This is a genomic window from Streptacidiphilus sp. EB129 (assembly GCF_041262645.1).
Lineage (GTDB): Bacteria > Actinomycetota > Actinomycetes > Streptomycetales > Streptomycetaceae > Streptacidiphilus.
On the sequence record NZ_JBGCCS010000008.1, the window covers coordinates 281,709 to 298,550 of the forward strand.

The 16,842-nt window shown below is 71.4% G+C and carries 13 protein-coding genes; 7 read left to right on the forward strand and 6 right to left on the reverse strand.

Annotated elements, in window-relative coordinates:
* Positions 1-127 precede the first annotated feature (127 nt).
* The 5 genes from ABH925_RS13460 to ABH925_RS13480 all read left to right on the forward strand — a co-directional run bounded on the left by ABH925_RS13460 (position 128) and on the right by ABH925_RS13480 (position 7,112).
* Positions 128-1,777: a FadD3 family acyl-CoA ligase gene (locus ABH925_RS13460; protein ID WP_370147692.1), complete on the forward strand. Its 1,650-nt coding sequence runs from the start codon at positions 128-130 to the stop codon at positions 1,775-1,777.
* 75 nt (positions 1,778-1,852) lie between these two features.
* Positions 1,853-3,154 (forward strand): glycosyltransferase, encoded by a 1,302-nt coding sequence (locus tag ABH925_RS13465; RefSeq protein ID WP_370147694.1) that lies wholly within the window; start codon positions 1,853-1,855, stop codon positions 3,152-3,154.
* Between the two features lie 212 nt (positions 3,155-3,366).
* On the forward strand, positions 3,367-5,337 hold the full coding sequence (locus ABH925_RS13470; RefSeq protein ID WP_370147696.1) for a phosphocholine-specific phospholipase C: 1,971 nt from the start codon (positions 3,367-3,369) through the stop codon (positions 5,335-5,337).
* Between the two features lie 558 nt (positions 5,338-5,895).
* Positions 5,896-6,867, forward strand: coding sequence for a sigma-70 family RNA polymerase sigma factor (locus tag ABH925_RS13475; protein WP_370147698.1), 972 nt, complete (start codon positions 5,896-5,898; stop codon positions 6,865-6,867).
* Positions 6,868-6,887: 20 nt separating this feature from the next.
* Positions 6,888-7,112 (forward strand): hypothetical protein, encoded by a 225-nt coding sequence (locus ABH925_RS13480; protein ID WP_370147700.1) that lies wholly within the window; start codon positions 6,888-6,890, stop codon positions 7,110-7,112.
* 82 nt (positions 7,113-7,194) lie between these two features.
* Here ABH925_RS13480 and mscL read toward each other — a convergent pair whose 3' ends face one another.
* The 5 genes from mscL to ABH925_RS13505 all read right to left on the reverse strand — a co-directional run bounded on the left by mscL (position 7,195) and on the right by ABH925_RS13505 (position 11,845).
* Positions 7,195-7,659, reverse strand: coding sequence for a large conductance mechanosensitive channel protein MscL (gene mscL / locus ABH925_RS13485; RefSeq protein ID WP_370147702.1), 465 nt, complete (start codon positions 7,657-7,659; stop codon positions 7,195-7,197).
* A gap of 254 nt (positions 7,660-7,913) precedes the next feature.
* On the reverse strand, positions 7,914-8,132 hold the full coding sequence (locus ABH925_RS13490; RefSeq protein WP_370147704.1) for a hypothetical protein: 219 nt from the start codon (positions 8,130-8,132) through the stop codon (positions 7,914-7,916).
* 771 nt (positions 8,133-8,903) lie between these two features.
* Positions 8,904-9,788, reverse strand: a complete 885-nt coding sequence (locus tag ABH925_RS13495; RefSeq protein WP_370147706.1) for an S-methyl-5'-thioadenosine phosphorylase — start codon at positions 9,786-9,788, stop codon at positions 8,904-8,906.
* A 92-nt stretch (positions 9,789-9,880) separates the two neighbouring features.
* Positions 9,881-10,204 carry an FmdB family zinc ribbon protein gene (locus ABH925_RS13500; protein WP_370147736.1) on the reverse strand — a complete coding sequence of 108 codons (324 nt, stop codon included), beginning with the start codon at positions 10,202-10,204 and terminating at the stop codon, positions 9,881-9,883.
* 147 nt (positions 10,205-10,351) lie between these two features.
* Positions 10,352-11,845, reverse strand: coding sequence for a potassium/proton antiporter (locus tag ABH925_RS13505; protein ID WP_370147708.1), 1,494 nt, complete (start codon positions 11,843-11,845; stop codon positions 10,352-10,354).
* Positions 11,846-12,113: 268 nt separating this feature from the next.
* Here ABH925_RS13505 and ABH925_RS13510 point away from each other — a divergent pair, with 268 nt between their 5' ends.
* Positions 12,114-14,999, forward strand: a complete 2,886-nt coding sequence (locus ABH925_RS13510; protein ID WP_370147710.1) for a penicillin acylase family protein — start codon at positions 12,114-12,116, stop codon at positions 14,997-14,999.
* Positions 15,000-15,134: 135 nt separating this feature from the next.
* On the opposite strand, the gene ABH925_RS13515 is transcribed toward ABH925_RS13510, so the two are convergent.
* Positions 15,135-15,776: a 5-formyltetrahydrofolate cyclo-ligase gene (locus ABH925_RS13515; RefSeq protein WP_370147711.1), complete on the reverse strand. Its 642-nt coding sequence runs from the start codon at positions 15,774-15,776 to the stop codon at positions 15,135-15,137.
* Between the two features lie 129 nt (positions 15,777-15,905).
* On the opposite strand from ABH925_RS13515, the gene ABH925_RS13520 reads away from it, so the two are divergent.
* Positions 15,906-16,820, forward strand: a complete 915-nt coding sequence (locus ABH925_RS13520) for a GGDEF domain-containing protein (RefSeq protein WP_370147712.1) — start codon at positions 15,906-15,908, stop codon at positions 16,818-16,820.
* Positions 16,821-16,842 lie beyond the last annotated feature (22 nt).

Here is a 16,842-nt window from a genome sequence, read left to right on the forward strand (position 1 = left end):
TCCCCCGAGTGCAGCGAATCTGACGTGCCGTCAGAATAGGCGGCGTGGGTCTTGGCCGGAAGTCCGTAGCGGATCTAATCTGACGAAGCGTCATCAAGGGGCGGCCGAGCGACCAGTGGAGGAATCTGTGCGCGGGGACCTGGAGTGGGGCACGATCCCGGGGCTGGTGCGGATCGCCGCCCAGCGCTACGGCGAGGCCGAGGCGGTGGTCGGCCCGCGCACTCGGCTCAGCTACCGTGACCTGGGCGTACGGGTCGAACGGGCGGCGGCCGCGGTGATGGCGGCCGGGGTCGGGCCGGGCGACCGGGTCGCGATCTGGGCACCGAACACCCCCGACTTCGTCGTGGCCGCGCTGGGCGCGGTGACGGCGGGCGCCGTGCTCGTCCCGCTGGGGACCCGGCTCAAGGGTGCCGAGGCGGTCGAGCTGCTCCGCCGCACCCGCGCCGAGCTGCTGTTCGTCACGGACGCCTTCCTCGGCGTCAGCTACGTCTCCGCGCTGCGGGCGGCGGCCGGGCGGCCCGGTGGCGGCGCGGCCGCACAGGGCGGTGCGGGCCGACCGTTCGCGGAGTTGCCCGGCCTGCGGAACGCCGTGGTGCTGGGCGACCGGGCCGACGCGCCCGAAGGGTTCCGGAGCTGGCGCGGCTTCCTCGACGCGGCCCGTGACGTCCCCGCGCGCAGCGTCCAGCAGCGCGCCGACGCGATCCGTCCCGAGGACCCGGCCGACATCCTGTTCACCTCCGGCACCACCGGCAGTCCCAAGGGCGCGGTCACCACCCACGCCCAGACCCTGCGGGCCTTCTCCACCTGGGCCGACCTGGCCGGACTCGCCGAGGGCGACCGCTACCTGGTGGTCAATCCGTTCACCCACACCTTCGGCTACAAGGCCGGGATCCTGGCCGCACTGATGCGCGGGGCCACGGTGCTGCCGCAGCCGGTCTTCGAGGCCGAGGCGGTGCTCGCCAAGATCTCCACCGAACGGGTCACCGTGCTGCCCGGTGCGCCCACGGTCTACCAGTCGCTGCTGGACCACCCGGCCCGGGCCGGGTACGACCTGGGCACGCTGCGGCTCGCGGTGACCGGGGCCGCCGTCGTCCCGCTGGAGCTGGTCACCCGGATTCGGGAGGAGCTGGGGTTCACCACCGTCCTCACCGCGTACGGACTGACCGAGTCCTGCGGCCTGGTCACCATGTGCCGGCGTGGCGACGACCCCGGGCTGATCGCCGCCACCTCCGGCCGCGCCGTCCCGGGCGTCAGCGTCCGGATCGCCGACGAGGAGGGCAAGCCGCAGCAGCCGGGCACCCCCGGCGAGGTGCAGGTGCAGGGGTATCCGGTGATGCGCGAGTACTTCGAGGACGAGGCGGAGACCGAGGCTGCCTTCACCCGCGACGGCTGGCTGCGCACCGGCGACATCGGGGTACTCGACGACGAGGGCAACCTGCGGATCACCGACCGGCTCAAGGACATGTACACCGTTGGCGGCTTCAACGCCTATCCGGCCGAGATCGAGCGGGTGCTGGCCCGGCATCCACTGGTCGCCGACGTGGCCGTGGTCGGGGTCCCCGACCCCCGGCTCGGTGAGGTGGGCAAGGCCTTCGTGGTGCCCGGGACGGAGCCGCCGCCCGGCGCGGCGGAGGAGCTGATCGCCTGGTCGCGGCGGGAGATGGCCAACTACAAGGTGCCGCGGCAGGTCGAGTTCGTCCAGGAGCTTCCGCGCAACGCCTCCGGCAAGGTGCTCAAGACCCGGCTCCGCCAGGGCTTCCCGGAGACCCGGGGGTAGCCGGGGCGCGGACTCTCATGTCCCCGCTAAGTCGGCCACAGTCTGTGCACAGTCCCATGGCCAACGGTGGCAGACATGAGCCAACCGACAGCGCCGGCGGCCCAGCCGCAAGCCCAGCCGACGGCGGGCGCCCGACTCGTCGAGATCGTCGTCCCCGTCCACAACGAGGAGCGCGTCCTCGCACAGAGCGTCCGGCGGCTGCACGCCTACCTGGCCTCGACCTTCCCCTACCGCTTCCGGATCACCATCGCCGACAACGCCAGCACCGACGGCACCTGGCAGGTCGCCGCCGGCCTCGCCGCCGAACTCGCGCCGGTCCGCGCGGTTCACCTCGACCAGAAGGGCCGGGGCCGCGCCCTGCGGCACGTCTGGAGTGCCAGCGACGCCGACGTCGTCAGCTACATGGACGTGGACCTCTCCACCGGCCTGGAGGCGTTCCTGCCCCTGGTCGCACCGCTGCTCTCCGGGCACAGCGACCTGGCCATCGGCAGCCGGCTGCACCGCGGCTCGGCGGTGGTCCGCGGGCCCAAGCGCGAGTTCATCTCCCGCGGCTACAACCTGATGCTGCGTACCGCCATGGCCGCGAGGTTCTCCGACGCCCAGTGCGGCTTCAAGGCCGGACGCACCGACGTGGTGCAGGCGCTGCTCGGCGCGGTCGAGGACCAGACCTGGTTCTTCGACACCGAGCTGCTGCTGCTGGCCGAGCGCAGCGGGCTGCGGATCCACGAGGTCCCGGTGGACTGGGTGGACGACCCGGACAGCCGGGTCGACATCGTCCGCACGGTGAAGGACGACCTCAAGGGGATGTGGCGGGTGGCCAGGAGGACCGTCTCGGGTGCCACCCGGCTGCCGGTGCCGCCCCGGGTGCAGCAGGCCCAGTTGCCGCCCGCGATGCGACGGCAGCTGTCCAGCTTCGCCGTGATCGGAGTCGTCAGCACGCTGGCGTACCTGGCGCTGTACCTGGTGCTGCGTCAGCTGACGCCCGCGGTGCTGGCCAACGCGCTGGCGCTGTTCGTCACCGCGATCGCCAACACCGCCGCCAACCGGCGCTTCACCTTCGGCGTCACCGGTTCGAGGGACGCGCTGAAACACCAGGTCGAGGGCGGTATCGCGTTTCTGATCGGGCTGGTGCTGAGTACCGCGACGCTGGCCCTGGTGAGGGTGGCTGCGCCCGGTGCCTCGCACCTCGCCGAGCTCGGAGCGCTGGTCGGCGCGAACGCCCTGTCCACCGTCGTGCGCTTCCTGCTGCTGCGGGTCTGGGTCTTCAACCCGAGGCGCACCAGAACGGCCAACGGCACAGCCTGCAACGGCACGGCGTCCAACAGCACGGCGTCCAACAGCACAGCGCCTGACGCTGCCGGTAGCCCAACCCGGTGACCCTTCCGCGAGCGCCTGCCGTCGACCCCTGTCCGGGCGGCGGCAGTCGGCATATGATGATCCATCACATCACGTATGAATAACGGGTATGGACCACAAGTACGGCCATGTTCATGGCGGCGTCATGCGCCTCGGGGCCGCACGTCATCTCCCGCTCCGACAGTGAACGGGAGTGCCCTCCCCATCCCTGCCCGGTTCCCGGAGGTTCCGTCATGCCCTCGCTCTCCCGTCGCACGTTCCTCGGCGCCGGCGCTGCCGGTGCCGCCGCCGTAGGGGCGAACGCGCTGCCGCTCTCGGTTCTGCGTGCCGCAGCCGCCACCCGCGCGACGACCGGCAGCGGCTCGATCGCCGACGTCGCCCACGTCGTGATTCTCATGCAGGAGAACCGCTCCTTCGACCACTACTACGGGAACCTCTCCGGCGTCCGAGGGTTCGGCGACACCTCGGTGCTGCGCTTCCCGAACGGCTCCAACGTCTTCAGGCAGACCGTCAGCGGCCCCAAGGGCGGCTCCGTCCTGCAGCCCTGGCACCTGGACACCAGCACCACCGACGCCCAGCGGATCTCCGACCTCGACCACTCCTGGTCCGGCACCCACTCGGCCTGGAACAACGGGCTCTACAACAACTGGATCCCGGCCAAGACCAAGACCACGATGGGCTACTACGACCGGGCCGACATCCCCTGGCAGTACGCGCTCGCCGACGCCTTCACCATCTGCGACCAGTACTTCTGCTCGGTCCAGGGTCCGACCAACCCCAACCGCCTCTACCAGTGGACCGGTTGGATCGACCCCAACGGCACGGCCGGCGGCCCGGTCACCGACAACAGCGAGAAGGGCTACACCTGGACCACCTACCCGGAGCGCCTGCAGTCCGCCGGGATGAGCTGGAAGATCTACCAGGAGGCGGACAACTACGACGACAACCCCCTGGCCTGGTTCACCCAGTTCCAGAACGCGTCCACCAGTTCGCCGCTCTACACCCAGGGCCTGGCCCGGTCCGCGGACTCCATCGCGGACTTCCGCGCCGACGTCACCAACGGCGTGCTGCCGCAGGTGTCCTGGATCGTGGCCCCGGCCGCCAAGTCCGAGCACCCCGCGTACCCGCCCGCCTATGGGGCCGACTACGCCAACAACATCCTGGACGCGCTGGCGAGCAACCCCGACGTATGGGCGAAGACCGTGGTCTTCCTCAATTTCGACGAGAACGACGGCTTCTTCGACCATGTCGCCCCGCCGGTGGCGCCCTCCGGCACCGCCGACGAGTTCATCGGCGGTGCGCCGATCGGCCTCGGCCCGCGGGTGCCGATGACCGTGATCTCGCCCTGGAGCACTGGTGGCCGGGTCTGCTCGCAGACCTTCGACCACACCTCCGTACTGCAGTTCGTCGAGCGCTGGTCCGGTGTCACCGAGCCCAACATCTCCGCCTGGCGGCGGCAGATCTGCGGCGACCTCACCGCGGCGTTCAGCTTCTCCACCACCCCGGTCGGCTTCCCCACAACGCTGCCCGACACCGCGGCGCTGGTCGCCGCCGCCGACGCGGAGCAGTCGCTGCCCGCCGCCACGGCGCCGTCCAGCTCCACCCTGCCGACCCCGGAGTCCGGTGACCGCCCGGCGCTGCCGATCGGCTACCGCTTCGACACCACCTCCTGGACCGACCCGTCCACCAACCGGTTCTGGTTCAAGACCGTCGGCAACGGCTCCCTGGGCGGTGGCTTCTCCGCCTACGCGGTCAACCACCGCACCTTCGCCGACTGGCGCTACACCTGCCCGGCGGGCGGCAGCATCTCCGACTACTTCAGTGCTCTCACCTACGGCGGCGGCCTCTACGACATCGACCTGCACGGCCCGGACGGCTACCTCCGGGGTTTCCAGGGCGATGTCCGGACGTGGACCAGCACCACCAAGGCGCACCCCGAGGCCTATGTCGTGGACGCGGCCGACGGTGCCACCCAGACGCTGCACCTGACCAACGCCGGCACGGTCTCCGTCGTGTTCACCGTCGGCGTCAACGTGGCGCAGGGCGCGTCCGGCGGGTCCACCCAGAAGGTCACCGTCGCTGCCGGGGGCAGCTGGAGCGGCCCACTGAGCAGCACGGCGGGGCGCTACGACTACACCGTCACCGCGAACACCGGCGACGGATTCGCCCGGCGCTTCGCCGGCCGCCAGTACAGCGGTAGCTGACGCTCCACCGGACACCCGCTGCCGCCCTCCGTCCGAGGGCGGCAGCTCCCGTAAGTCCACCCGCAGCCACCGCCACCGGCCAGGTCCGCCCACACCTGCCAGGCCACCCGCAGCCACCGCCACCTGGGTGCGCCACCTGGGCTGATACCTGGCTGATCCACTCGCGGGCGGACGCCTGCGGAGGCCCACCGCCGACGCGCGGGGAACCACGGGCGAGCGGACAATCGTCTGTGTTATCAGCACTCGCTCGTGCCACCCGTGCGACCCCTGGTGCGCTGCCGCCGGCGGTCCCGTACCGGTATCCCGGTCCCTGCGTGGGTGTGGCGCCGACGCGTCGACGTCACGACGTACCCGCGCCGACATCACGACGTACGCGATCACACACTCTCCGCGCATGAGCCCGGGAAAATTCGCCAGGATACTGCACTCGGGGAGAAAAATCGCCACCTTGGGAATGATGTCCGGAATCTGGTCGTTGCATCGTTACGAAAGGCAAGACACCAGGCAAGTCACCCAACGGGTCAGCCAGGCCCGTCCAGCCGCCGTGAAGGAGTACGCATGGCCACCCGTGCCGTCGTCCGCGACAAGGCCGACCGGACCCGCAATGCGCGTCCGACCAGCGGTGAGGCCGACCGCGATCTCGTCGGCATGTACCTCGACGAGATCGCCAGGACCCCACTGCTCGACGCAGCCCAGGAAGTGGATCTGTCCACCCGCATCGAGGCCGGCGTCTTCGCCGAGCACCTGCTGCAGAGCGGCGACACCGCCGCCGGTGCCAGTGAGGACGAACTGCACGCCATCGTCGCCGACGGCGCACGGGCGAAGGACGTCTTCATCCGCTCCAACCTGCGCCTGGTGGTAGCGGTCGCGCGGCGCTACCCGCGCAGCGGGCTGCCGCTGCTCGACCTCATCCAGGAGGGCAACGCCGGCCTGGTCCGCGCTGTGGAGAAGTTCGACTTCGGCAAGGGGTTCAAGTTCTCCACGTATGCCACCTGGTGGATCCGGCAGGCCATCACCCGCTCCATCGCCGACCAGTCCCGCACCATCCGCCTGCCCGTGCACCTCGTCGAGGAACTGGGACGGATCCGGCGGGTCCAGCGGGAGAAGTCCAAGGAACTGGGCCGGGACGCCGAGCCCGCCGAGGTGGCGGCGGAGCTGGACACCACCGTCGAGCGGATCAAGGACGTGCTGGACTGGGCCCGGGACCCGGTCAGCCTCAACATGACCGTGGACGACGACGGCGAGACCCAGTTCGGTGATCTCGTCGAGGACACCGGCGCGACCTCCCCCGAGGACGCCGTCATGGTGATGCTGCGCCGCGAGGAACTGGACGGCCTGATCGGCCGCCTGGACGGCCGAACCGCCTCGATCATCCGCTCCCGGTACGGGATGGAGGACGGGCGCGAGCGTACGCTCACCGAGGTCGGCAAGCAGCACGGTCTCACCCGGGAACGGATCCGCCAGATCGAGAAGCATGCCCTGGCCGAGCTGCGCAAGATCGCTGACCATGCCGGATTCGAGGCGGCATGACGGAGCCCTATCCTGACCGGATGAGCGAGTCAGATCCCAGGGGCGAGGCGTCCGAGGCAGCCGATGCCGTTCAGGCGGCAGGGGCAGCCGAGACGTCCGACCGGCGCACCCGCCCTGCGCTGGTCTTCGACGACCCGCTGACCCGGCCGAGCCGTGACGACACGGACTCCGGCTGGGGCGGCGGCGAGTCCCACCGCGACGAGGCCTGGTACCGGCGGGAGACCCCGCCGCACCACGGCGGCTGAAGCCGCGTCGAGCCGAAGGGGCCGGGGTCACGTACCCCGGCCCCTCGCCGTGGGCGGCGGGCGGCGGCCCTGATCCGTGCTCTCAGCGCTGGTGGACCAGCAGATCCCGGATCTCACTGAGCAGCTGGACCTCGCTCAGCTCGGCCTGGAAGGCGGCCTTCTCCTCCTCCTGCTTGGTCTCCTGCTCCTGCTTGGCCATGTACATCTTCAGCAGACGGTTGGCCGGCAGGACGATGCAGAAGTAGACCACGGCAGCGGTGATCACGAACTGCAGCACGCTGCCCAGCACGTTGCCCCAGGCGATGGAGATGCCCTGGACCGCACCCGTCTTGACGTCAACGGTGCAGGGCCCCTTCAGGCAGGACTTGTAGGCGTTGAGGTCGGAGGTGCCGAACGCGCCGACGATCGGGTTGATCAGGCCGTTCACGATCGAGTTGATGACTTGGGTGAAGGCTGCGCCGATCACGACCGCGACCGCCAGGTCGAGGACGTTTCCGCGCAGCAGGAATGCCTTGAAGCCCTTCACAGGGGTGACTTCCTTCTGCATGCCAAGGGGTCGGATGAGGTCCCTGGGAACCTAGTGGCAGCCGCTGCCGTGCCGACGCCCGCCCGCTTCACTCGTACGCCCCCGAAAGGGCTGTGCGGCAACTCTCCGGCCATGGTTTTCACCTGCGGAAACGTCACATCACCCGGTGCCTTCCGGGCGGGCCGCGCGGGGTGGGACCGGCCTCTGCTTCACCCGCCGGAATCACCCGCCCGAGTGATCGGACCGGCTGTCCCGGAAGCCCGCACGCCGCAGCCTCAGCTGCCCCACACCACGTGCGGGGGTGCGTCGGCGGTCCGGTGGCTCGCGGCGGGCGGTGTGAAGCTCCGCAGCGAGCCGGCGGCGAGTGTGGTCGCCGCGACCATCAGCCCGGCCGCGAAAGGCCCGGGCCTTCGTCGTACGGCGGACGGCAGCCGGTGCCGGCCGCCACCGGCCCGGATCGGGGGGAACGGGGCGACGGCCCGCGTCGGGGGCACGGCGGGTCTGTCGCACGGCAGGGTCCGGACGGACCGTGGCGAGGAGGGACCCACCCCGACGGTGGGCGCAGGCTCCGGACTCGGACCTGCGGCTGCGGCAACAGTGGTTGCCGGGGCGGACGCGAATGCCGGGAACGTCCCCGGCGGGCCCGGTGCCTCCACCGGCGCAGCCGCCGGTGCCACGGACGGGGACACGACCGATGGCGCGGCGACGGCGGGGGAGGCGACCGATGGGGAGGCGACGCCGGGGGAGGGGTCCGTCGCCCACGTGTCCTGGCTCCAGGCGTCCTGGTCCCAGGCCGCGCTGTCCCACCTCGCGTCGTCCCATCCCGCGTCATCCCCGGCCGAGCCAGTCCCTGCCGCGTCGGTCCCGGCACGTGCCTGCCCGGCGGACGCTCCCTGGCCGCGTCCGGGCGTCGCACCCGGCGCCGGTTCCCGTCCCAGGCCGGGCAGCCCTCCCGGCTCCGGCTCCCCGGTCGCAGCCTGTGCCGGCGTCAAGGCCGGCGCCTCCGCGCCGCCTGTCGGGGCGTCCCGCCCGGGGGTGGGGCGCAGCGAGTGGGTACGAGGGGCGTGGCTGCGAGACCGGTTCCCGCTGCGGACCGGCGTGTCGATCAACACGGACATGGGACCACCACCTGAACTCTGAGGTGTCGAGGAGCTGACGAACTCCACGATGTCCCAGTCCGCATCCCGGTCGGGCCGGCAGGCCCCGCTCTGTGGACAACCCGGGGACTGTGGACAACCCGCTCACCCTCCCGAGTGCGGGCGGGCTCAGTCCGCCAGCGCCAGTCCGGTCTCCAGCCCGTCCAGGGCGTGCGAGCAGACGCAGTCGCGCTCTGCCGTCACCGGCAGCCCCGCGACGGCGGAGAACAGAACCCCGCGCAGCCGGTCGATACTGCCCGCGAAGACCCGCAGCACCTCCGCGTGGGTCACTCCCTCGCCCGTCTCCACCCCCGCGTCCAGGTCCGTGACCAGCGCGATCGAGGTGTAGCAGAGGCCCAGCTCCCGGGCCAGCACCGCCTCGGGGTGGCCGGTCATGCCCACCACCGACCAGCCCTGGGCCCCGTACCAGCGGGACTCGGCGCGGGTCGAGAAGCGCGGGCCCTCGACGACCACCAGCGTGCCGCCGTCCACCGCCGCCCAGCCCGCGGCTCCGGCCGCCTTCACCGCGGCCGCCCGGCCGACGGGGCAGTACGGGTCGGCGGCGGAGACGTGCACGACCTCGGGACGGACACCGTCCGGGCGCAGCTCACCGTCGTAGTAGGTCTGGGCGCGTCCCGCGGTGCGGTCGACGAACTGGTCGGGGACGAGCAGGGTGCCCGGGCCGTGCTCGGGCCGCAGGCCACCGGTGGCGCAGGGGCCGAGCACCTGGCGCACCCCGAGTGAGCGCAGCGCCCACAGGTTGGCGCGGTAGTTGATCCGGTGCGGCGGCACCCCGTGCCCGCGTCCGTGCCGGGGCAGGAAGGCGACCCGGCGCCCCGCCACCTCGCCCACGAACAGCGAGTCGCTCGGCGGCCCGTAGGGGGTGTCCACGACGACCTCGGCGAGGTCGTCGGCCAGTGCGTACAGTCCGGTGCCGCCGATGATGCCCACCTCGGCGGTGGGGGTGCTGCTCGCAGGGGTCGCCGTGGAGCTGCTCGGTGTGGGGTTGGCCATGCTTCGCAGCATAGGGAGCGCTCCGGGTACGCCACAGCCCCGCGCGTCCTTACGGAACAGGAACGGAGCGGGGCCGGGCGGAGCGTCTGCGGTCAGGCTGCGGGCGAGGCGCTGCTGCTCGCGGTGGTCGAGGAGCTCGACGAGGAGCTGCTCGACGACGAGTCGCCCGACGAGGAGGACGAGGACGCCGAGGGCGTGCCGCCGCCCGACTTCGCCGCGCTCACGGTGCTGCTCGACGACGAGCGGCTGTCGGTGCGGTAGAAGCCGCTGCCCTTGAAGACCACACCCACAGCGGAGTAGATCTTGCGCAGCTTTCCGCTGCACGCGGGGCAGACCGTGAGGGCGTCGTCCGTGAACTTCTGGACAGCCTCCAGGCCGTTACCGCACTCGGTGCACTGGTACTGGTACGTCGGCACTGTCATTCCTCCTGGCACTCTCGCCTGATGAGTGCTAACGACGGTCAATGATGCGTTATTCCGCGGCGATAGTCCACCGTGGCCCGTGTGAGCTGTGACAACGCTGGGGACGGGGCGGTCCGGCGCGCGCCGGGGCCCTGCCCGGCGTCAGTACTCGCTGCGCTCGCCCAGCCAGCCCGCGAGCTTCCCGCCGCGGTCCACCGCCCGCAGCCGCCGTTCGACCCGGTCCCGCACCTCGTCGGTGCTGACCACCAGCAGGTCGTCCGAGGGCCGGAGCACCGTCGTCGGCGCCGGGACGAAGCTCGCGCCGTCGCGGACCACCAGGGTCACCGCCGCGCCCCTGGGCAGCCGCAGCTCGCTGATCTCGACGCCCGCGAGCCGGGAGCCCGGGGCCAGTGACAGTGACAGCAGATGACCGTGCAGCCGCTCCAGCGGCGCGGACTCGACGTCCAGCAGGTCGGCGTGAGCGGGGTCGCCGATCCGCAGCCGCCGGGCGACCCACGGCAGCGTCGGGCCCTGCACCAGGGTGAACACCACGACCAGCAGGAACACCGTGTTGAACAGCCGTTCCGCGCCCGGCACGTTCGCCACCACCGGGATGGTCGCCAGCACGATGGGTACCGCGCCGCGCAGGCCGGCCCAGGACAGCAGCGCCTGCTCGCGCCAGACCATCCCGAACGGCGTCATGGTCACCAGCACCGACAGCGGCCGGGCCAGGAACACCAGCACCAGGCCGACCACCAGGGCCGGCACGATCGCGTCGACCAGCGTGTGCGGGTTCACCAGCAGGCCGAGCAGGACGAACATGCTGATCTGCGCGATCCAGGCGAGCCCCTCGGCGAAGCCCCGGGTGGCGGGCCCGTGCGGCAGCCGGGCGTTGCCCAGGAATACCGCGCTGACGTAGACGGCGAGGAAGCCGGAGCCGTGCATCAGCGCGCCGCCCGCGTAGGCGAACAGCGTGAGCGCGACCACGGCTATGGGGTAGAGGCCGGAGGACGGCAGCGCGATGTCCCGCAGCGCCAGCGAACCCAGCTTGCCGACCAGCAGACCGACGACCAGTCCGATCGCCAGCTCCAGGGATATCGAGCCGAGCAGCTCGTACCAGCTCTCCACCGGGCGGGTGGTGGCGAAGGCGACGACCAGGATGACCACCGGGGCGTCGTTGAACCCGGACTCGGCCTCCAGCAGACCGCTCAGCCGCGGCGGCAGCGGCACCCGCCGCAGCACCGAGAAGACCGCAGCCGCGTCGGTGGACGACACGATCGCGCCGAGCAGCAGCGACAGCCGCCAGTCGGCGCCGACCAGCAGATGCGCTCCCAGCGCGGTCACCCCGACACTCACCCCGGTGCCGACGGTGGCCAGCACCGCCGCGGCCGGGACAGCGGGCCTGATGTCCGTCCACTTCGTCCCGAGTCCGCCCTCGGCGAGGATCACCACCAGCGCCGCATAGCCCAGTACCTGGGTCAGTGACGCGTTGTCGAACCGTATGCCGAAACCGTCCTGGCCCAGGGCGACACCGATGCCGAGATAGAGCAGCAGGCTGGGGAGCCCGCTGCGGGAGGACAGCCGCACCGCGACGACCGCGATGAGCAGTACCAGCGAGAACATCAGCAGCAGTGTGTCGAGATGGTGAACGGTCACTCAGGAGCACCTCGCGGCAGGGGGTTTGACGGCGCGGAAAGGGAGCGGAACAGGCACAGGCGGTTCACAGAAAAGACCTGATGGGCGGCCGGGGAGAGGGCGCCGCTTGACCTGACGGTTATTTTACCTGGGCTTGGGATTCCTTCCGGTTTCGGAAAGATGACGAGCTGGTCAGGTGCCAGTCCGCAAGCCCCGGGGCTGAGGTGTTAGCGTCGGCTCCGCCGCACCGCACGGCGGCGGACGAGCCCCTGCCCCACCAAGGACCCTGATGCCCCGCACCAAGAAGTTCCGGCGCCTGCGCTTGCTGGTCGTTCTGCTCGCCCTGTTGCTGGTGGCCGGCGCCGCGGTGGGCGGATGGCTCGGCGTACGAACGGTCCGCGCCTCCTTCCCGCAGACCACGGGCAGCATCCATCTCGCCGGGCTGTCAGGCCCGGTGCAGGTGGAGCGTGACGCCAACGGCATTCCGCAGATCTACGCGGACACCTCCGCCGACCTCTTCATGGCCCAGGGCTACGTCCAGGCCCAGGACCGGTTCTGGCAGATGGACGTCAATCGCCATGTCACCTCCGGCACCCTGGCCTCGATGTTCGGCAAGAGCCAGGTCCAGACGGACACCTTCATCCGCACCATGAACTGGCGCGGGGTGGCCCAGACCGAGTACGACACCATGCTGAACCCGGAGACCAAGAAGAACCTCGACGCCTACTCGGCCGGCGTCAACGCCTGGCTGGGCGAGCATCCGGGCGGGGCCGGCGCCTCGCTGGAGTACGCGCTGCTCGGCGCCGCCTACGGTGGCTACAAGCCCGCGCCGTGGACCCCGGTCGACTCGATCTCCTGGCTCAAGGCGATGGCCTGGGACCTCAGCGGCAACATGCAGCAGGAGATCGACCGTTCGCTGCTCTCGCAGAGTCTGACCAAGCAGCAGATCGCCGAGCTGTACCCGAGCTACCCGTACAGCACCAACGGGACGATCCTGGCCAAAACCGGCACCGTGAGCAACGCGGACGGCAAGAAGGCCACCTACCGCCCGGCGGACGGCGCCGGAGCGTCCGCGCAGACCGTCGCCTCCGGCTCGAACGGCTCGTCCGGGTCCAACGGCGGGAGCGGCTCAACCGGGTCCAACGGCGGGAACGGTACCAGCGGCACCCCGGCCTCCTACCGCAGTTCGACGACGCCCGGCAGCGGCTCCGGCACGGCCGGCGGCTCCGGCACCGTCCAGGGGCTGCAGCAGGTCGCCACCCAGCTCGCGGCGAACCTCGACAGCGTCCCCGCGCTGCTCGGCGCCCCGGGCCAGGGCATCGGCTCCAACTCCTGGGTGGTGGCGGGCAGCCACACCACCACCACCAAGCCGCTGCTGGCCAACGATCCGCATCTCGGCCCCGGCGTCCCCTCCGTCTGGTATCAGATGGGGCTGCACTGCACCACGGTCAGCGCGGCCTGCCCCTACGACGTCACCGGCTTCACCTTCGCCGGGATGCCGGGTGTCGTCATCGGTCACAACCAGTCGATCTCCTGGGGCTTCACCAACCTCGGCGCCGACGTCCAGGATCTCTACCTGGAGCAGGTCACCGGCCCCGACACCTACCTGTACGACAACCAGGACCAGAAGTTCACCACCCGCACCGAGACCATCAAGGTGGCCGGCGGGCCGGACCAGACGGTGACGGTGCGGACCACCGCCGACGGCATGCCGATCATCTCCGACCACAGCACGGAGGAGCAGTCCGTCGGCCAGAACGCCCCGGTGGACGGCAGCGCCCCGCCGCGTGGCGGCGGCTACGCCATCGCCCTGAAGTGGACGGCGCTGGAGCCGGGCAAGACCATGGACGCGGTGTTCGAGCTGGACCGGGCCACCGACTTCACCCACTTCCGCGCCGCCGCCACCGACTTCGCGGTCCCGGCACAGAACCTGATCTACGCCGACACCGCGGGCAACATCGGCTACCAGGCCCCCGGCCGGATCCCGATCCGGCCGAAGATCGCGGGTGACGACGGCACCTACCCGCAGCCGGGCTGGGACTCGCGGTACGTCTGGCAGGGCTACATCCCGACGGCCGCGCTGCCGTGGGTGGAGAACCCCTCGTCCGGCTACATCGTCACCGCCAACCAGGCCGTGGTCGACACCAGCTACCCCTACGAGCTCACCGACGACTGGGGCTACGGGACCCGTGCCAAGCAGATCGCCTCGCTGATCCAGTCGAAGCTGCAGAACGGCGGGCGGATCTCCCCGGACGACATGCGCACCATGCAGCTGGACGACACCAGCGTGATGGCGCAGACACTGGTGCCGTACCTGCTCAACGCCAAGCTCTCCGGGGCGTACTACGTCCAGGCGCAGAACCTGCTCAAGGACTGGGACTTCCAGCAGGACTCGGGCTCGGCCGCGGCGGCGTACTACAACGCGGTGTGGAGCAACCTGCTGCACATCGTCTTCGACGAGAAGTTCCCCGCCTCGGTGCGGGCCACCTCCGACTGCGTCCTGACGGTGCCTCCGGCCGTCGCCAACCTTCCGGCCGACGGCGTCAACGGCCAGCCCCAGCGGGTCTCGGTGTGCGGCACCCGCAGCCCCGACGAGGCGATGCCGGACGGCAGCGACCAGTGGACCACCGCCGTCACCAACCTGCTGAACCAGCCGAACAGCGACTGGTGGTCGTACACCAACACCAGGAACGTCCAGGTGCAGGGCCGTGACAACGTGCTGGCGGCGGCCATGATCGACGCGCGCATGCAGATGACCGCGCTGGAGGGCAAGGACATCAGCACCTGGAGCTGGGGCCGGATCCACACCCTGACGCTCAAGGAGCAGACCCTGGGGACGGACGACTCCTCGATCTTCTCCGGCCTGGTGCACCAACTGCTCAACCGCGGCCCGTACCAGCTGGACGGCGGCAGCGCGGCGGTCGACGCGACCGGCTGGAACGCCGCCGCGGGCTACCAGGTGGACTGGGCGCCGTCGATGCGGATGGTCGTGGACCTGTCCGACCTCGACTCCTCGCGCTGGATCACCATCGGCGGCGCCTCCGGGCACGCGTACGACGCGCACTACGACGACCAGACGCCGCTGTGGGCCAAGGGCGACATGCTCGACTGGGTCTACAGCCGGGCCAAGGTGGACGCGGCGGCCAAGGACAAGCTGACGCTGACACCGCAGTAGCCCCGAGGGGCGCGGGGGAGGGGCGCAGGTCGCCCGGCTCTTCCCCCGCGCCCCGGACTCTTCCCCGCGCCCCCGTCGCGGCGGCGTCCTGCGGGTGTTCGGCAGGCGCTTGGCGCGCGGTCTGGCGCTTGCGGGCTAGCGGGCCTCGTCGAAGGCGAACAGCTGAGAGGGCGTCACCGCGGCGTCGACCGGGCGGTCGTGCGGCTCGACCGGGAGCGGGTCGGCCAGTACCTCGCCGTCGTAGAGCAGGGTCACCAGGCGGGCGGTGGAGCCGGCCGCGGCCAGCCGGGCCAGCACCCGGTCGTAGCTGCCGCCACCGCGTCCCAGCCGCATCCCGCGCCGGTCCACGGCCAGCCCCGGCAGCAGGACCAGCCGGGCCGAGCAGACCGCCGCCGGTCCCAGCGGCTCGCCACCGGGCTCCCACAGCCCCTTGCGGGCGCGCACCAGGCCGTCCGCGCCCTCGTACCGGCCCCAGTCCAGATCGTTGTCCCGCAGCAGCACCGGCAGCAGCACGCGCACGCCGCGCGCGTGCAGCGCGTCCAGCAGCGTGCGGGTGCCCGGCTCCGCGCCCACCGAGACATACCCGGCGACGGTCACCGGCGCCCGCTCCGGCGCCCCGACGGACACCCGGTCCGAGGGCTTGGCCGGTTCCGTGCCCGGCAGCAGCTCCAGAGCCCGCCGCCCGAGCGCCACCGCCGCCTGGTACCGCTGCTCGGGTGACAGTGCGGCGCGCTCCGCCAGCAGCCGTGACCTCAACGCGGCCTTCTCGTTCAGCATGAGATGGGCGGACCTTCCTCGTCGTCTGCTCAGGGTCGTTTGCCCAGGGTTGTCTGACCCTGGGTCGTCTGCTCCGAGCGCCCAGTCTGCCCTCAGCCCGAAGCCGCCCGCCGCACGAGAGGGGCCAGCATGCCGACCGAATCGTCGTTCGAACCGTCGCTCCTCGCACCGTCGCTGTCGGTGCTGCTGGCCATGCTGCTGTTGCTCGCCCTTGTGGCCCTCACCGTCACCGCCGTCCGACTGTGCCGCACCCGGCGTCAGGCGCGTGCGGACGCGCTCAGCCAGCAGCAGGAGCTGACGCGGCTGCGGTCCACCCGCGCCGAACTCGAACGCACCTCCTACACCGACGCGCTCACCGGCGTCTGGAACTACCGCTACCTGCAGCTCGCTCTCGACCGGGAGATCGCCCGCTGCTCCCGCCACTCCCATGCGGACGGCGCCGACCGGCTCTCGCTGCTGCTGCTGGAGATTGACGGCCTCGACGAGATCCGCCGCGAGCACGGCCACCAGCGCGGCGGCGCGGTGCTGCGGGACCTCGTCCAGCGGCTGGCGATGGAGGTCCGCGAGGCTGACGTCTTCGGCCGCTACGGGGGCGACGAGTTCCTGGTGCTGCTCCCCGACACCGACGCGGCCGGGGCCGAAACGGTCGCCGAGCGGCTCCGCTGGACGGTCCGTCGACACCCGCTGGCGTTGCCTTCCGTCCCCGTCCTGTCGGTCCTCGACCCGGCGTCCGCGATGAGCGACGACCTGGACGCCGAACGCAGCGCTGCCCCGGTGAACGGCCTCAGCGCCGCCGTCGGCATCGCGGTGCTGCCCCGGGACGGCGGCCATGCGGCGCTGCTGCTGCGCGCGGCCGACCGGTCCCTCGCCGCAGCCCGCGGGCTGCGCCCCGACCGTGGCCCCAGGCCTGACCTCGATGCAGGCCTCGATCGGGGCCCGTGCTCGGACGCCGAGCCGACTCCGGAGGCCGACCCGGCACAGGCTTTCGACAGCCTGCTGGCAAAGGGATGTGACCTCGGCCGGAAAACAGCAGGTTGGGCATGATCCGTAATTTCGGGACAGTACA

Bases quoted from the DNA above. Each gene is read 5' to 3' on its own strand.
- ABH925_RS13465 (WP_370147694.1), top strand. From the start codon at position 1,853: ATGAGCCAACCGACAGCGCCGGCGGCCCAGCCGCAAGCCCAGCCGACG.
- ABH925_RS13470 (WP_370147696.1), top strand. From the start codon at position 3,367: ATGCCCTCGCTCTCCCGTCGCACGTTCCTCGGCGCCGGCGCTGCCGGT.
- ABH925_RS13475 (WP_370147698.1), top strand. From the start codon at position 5,896: ATGGCCACCCGTGCCGTCGTCCGCGACAAGGCCGACCGGACCCGCAAT.
- ABH925_RS13480 (WP_370147700.1), top strand. From the start codon at position 6,888: ATGAGCGAGTCAGATCCCAGGGGCGAGGCGTCCGAGGCAGCCGATGCC.
- mscL (WP_370147702.1), bottom strand. From the start codon at position 7,659: ATGCAGAAGGAAGTCACCCCTGTGAAGGGCTTCAAGGCATTCCTGCTG.
- ABH925_RS13495 (WP_370147706.1), bottom strand. From the start codon at position 9,788: ATGGCCAACCCCACACCGAGCAGCTCCACGGCGACCCCTGCGAGCAGC.
- ABH925_RS13510 (WP_370147710.1), top strand. From the start codon at position 12,114: ATGCCCCGCACCAAGAAGTTCCGGCGCCTGCGCTTGCTGGTCGTTCTG.
- ABH925_RS13515 (WP_370147711.1), bottom strand. From the start codon at position 15,776: ATGCTGAACGAGAAGGCCGCGTTGAGGTCACGGCTGCTGGCGGAGCGC.
- ABH925_RS13520 (WP_370147712.1), top strand. From the start codon at position 15,906: ATGCCGACCGAATCGTCGTTCGAACCGTCGCTCCTCGCACCGTCGCTG.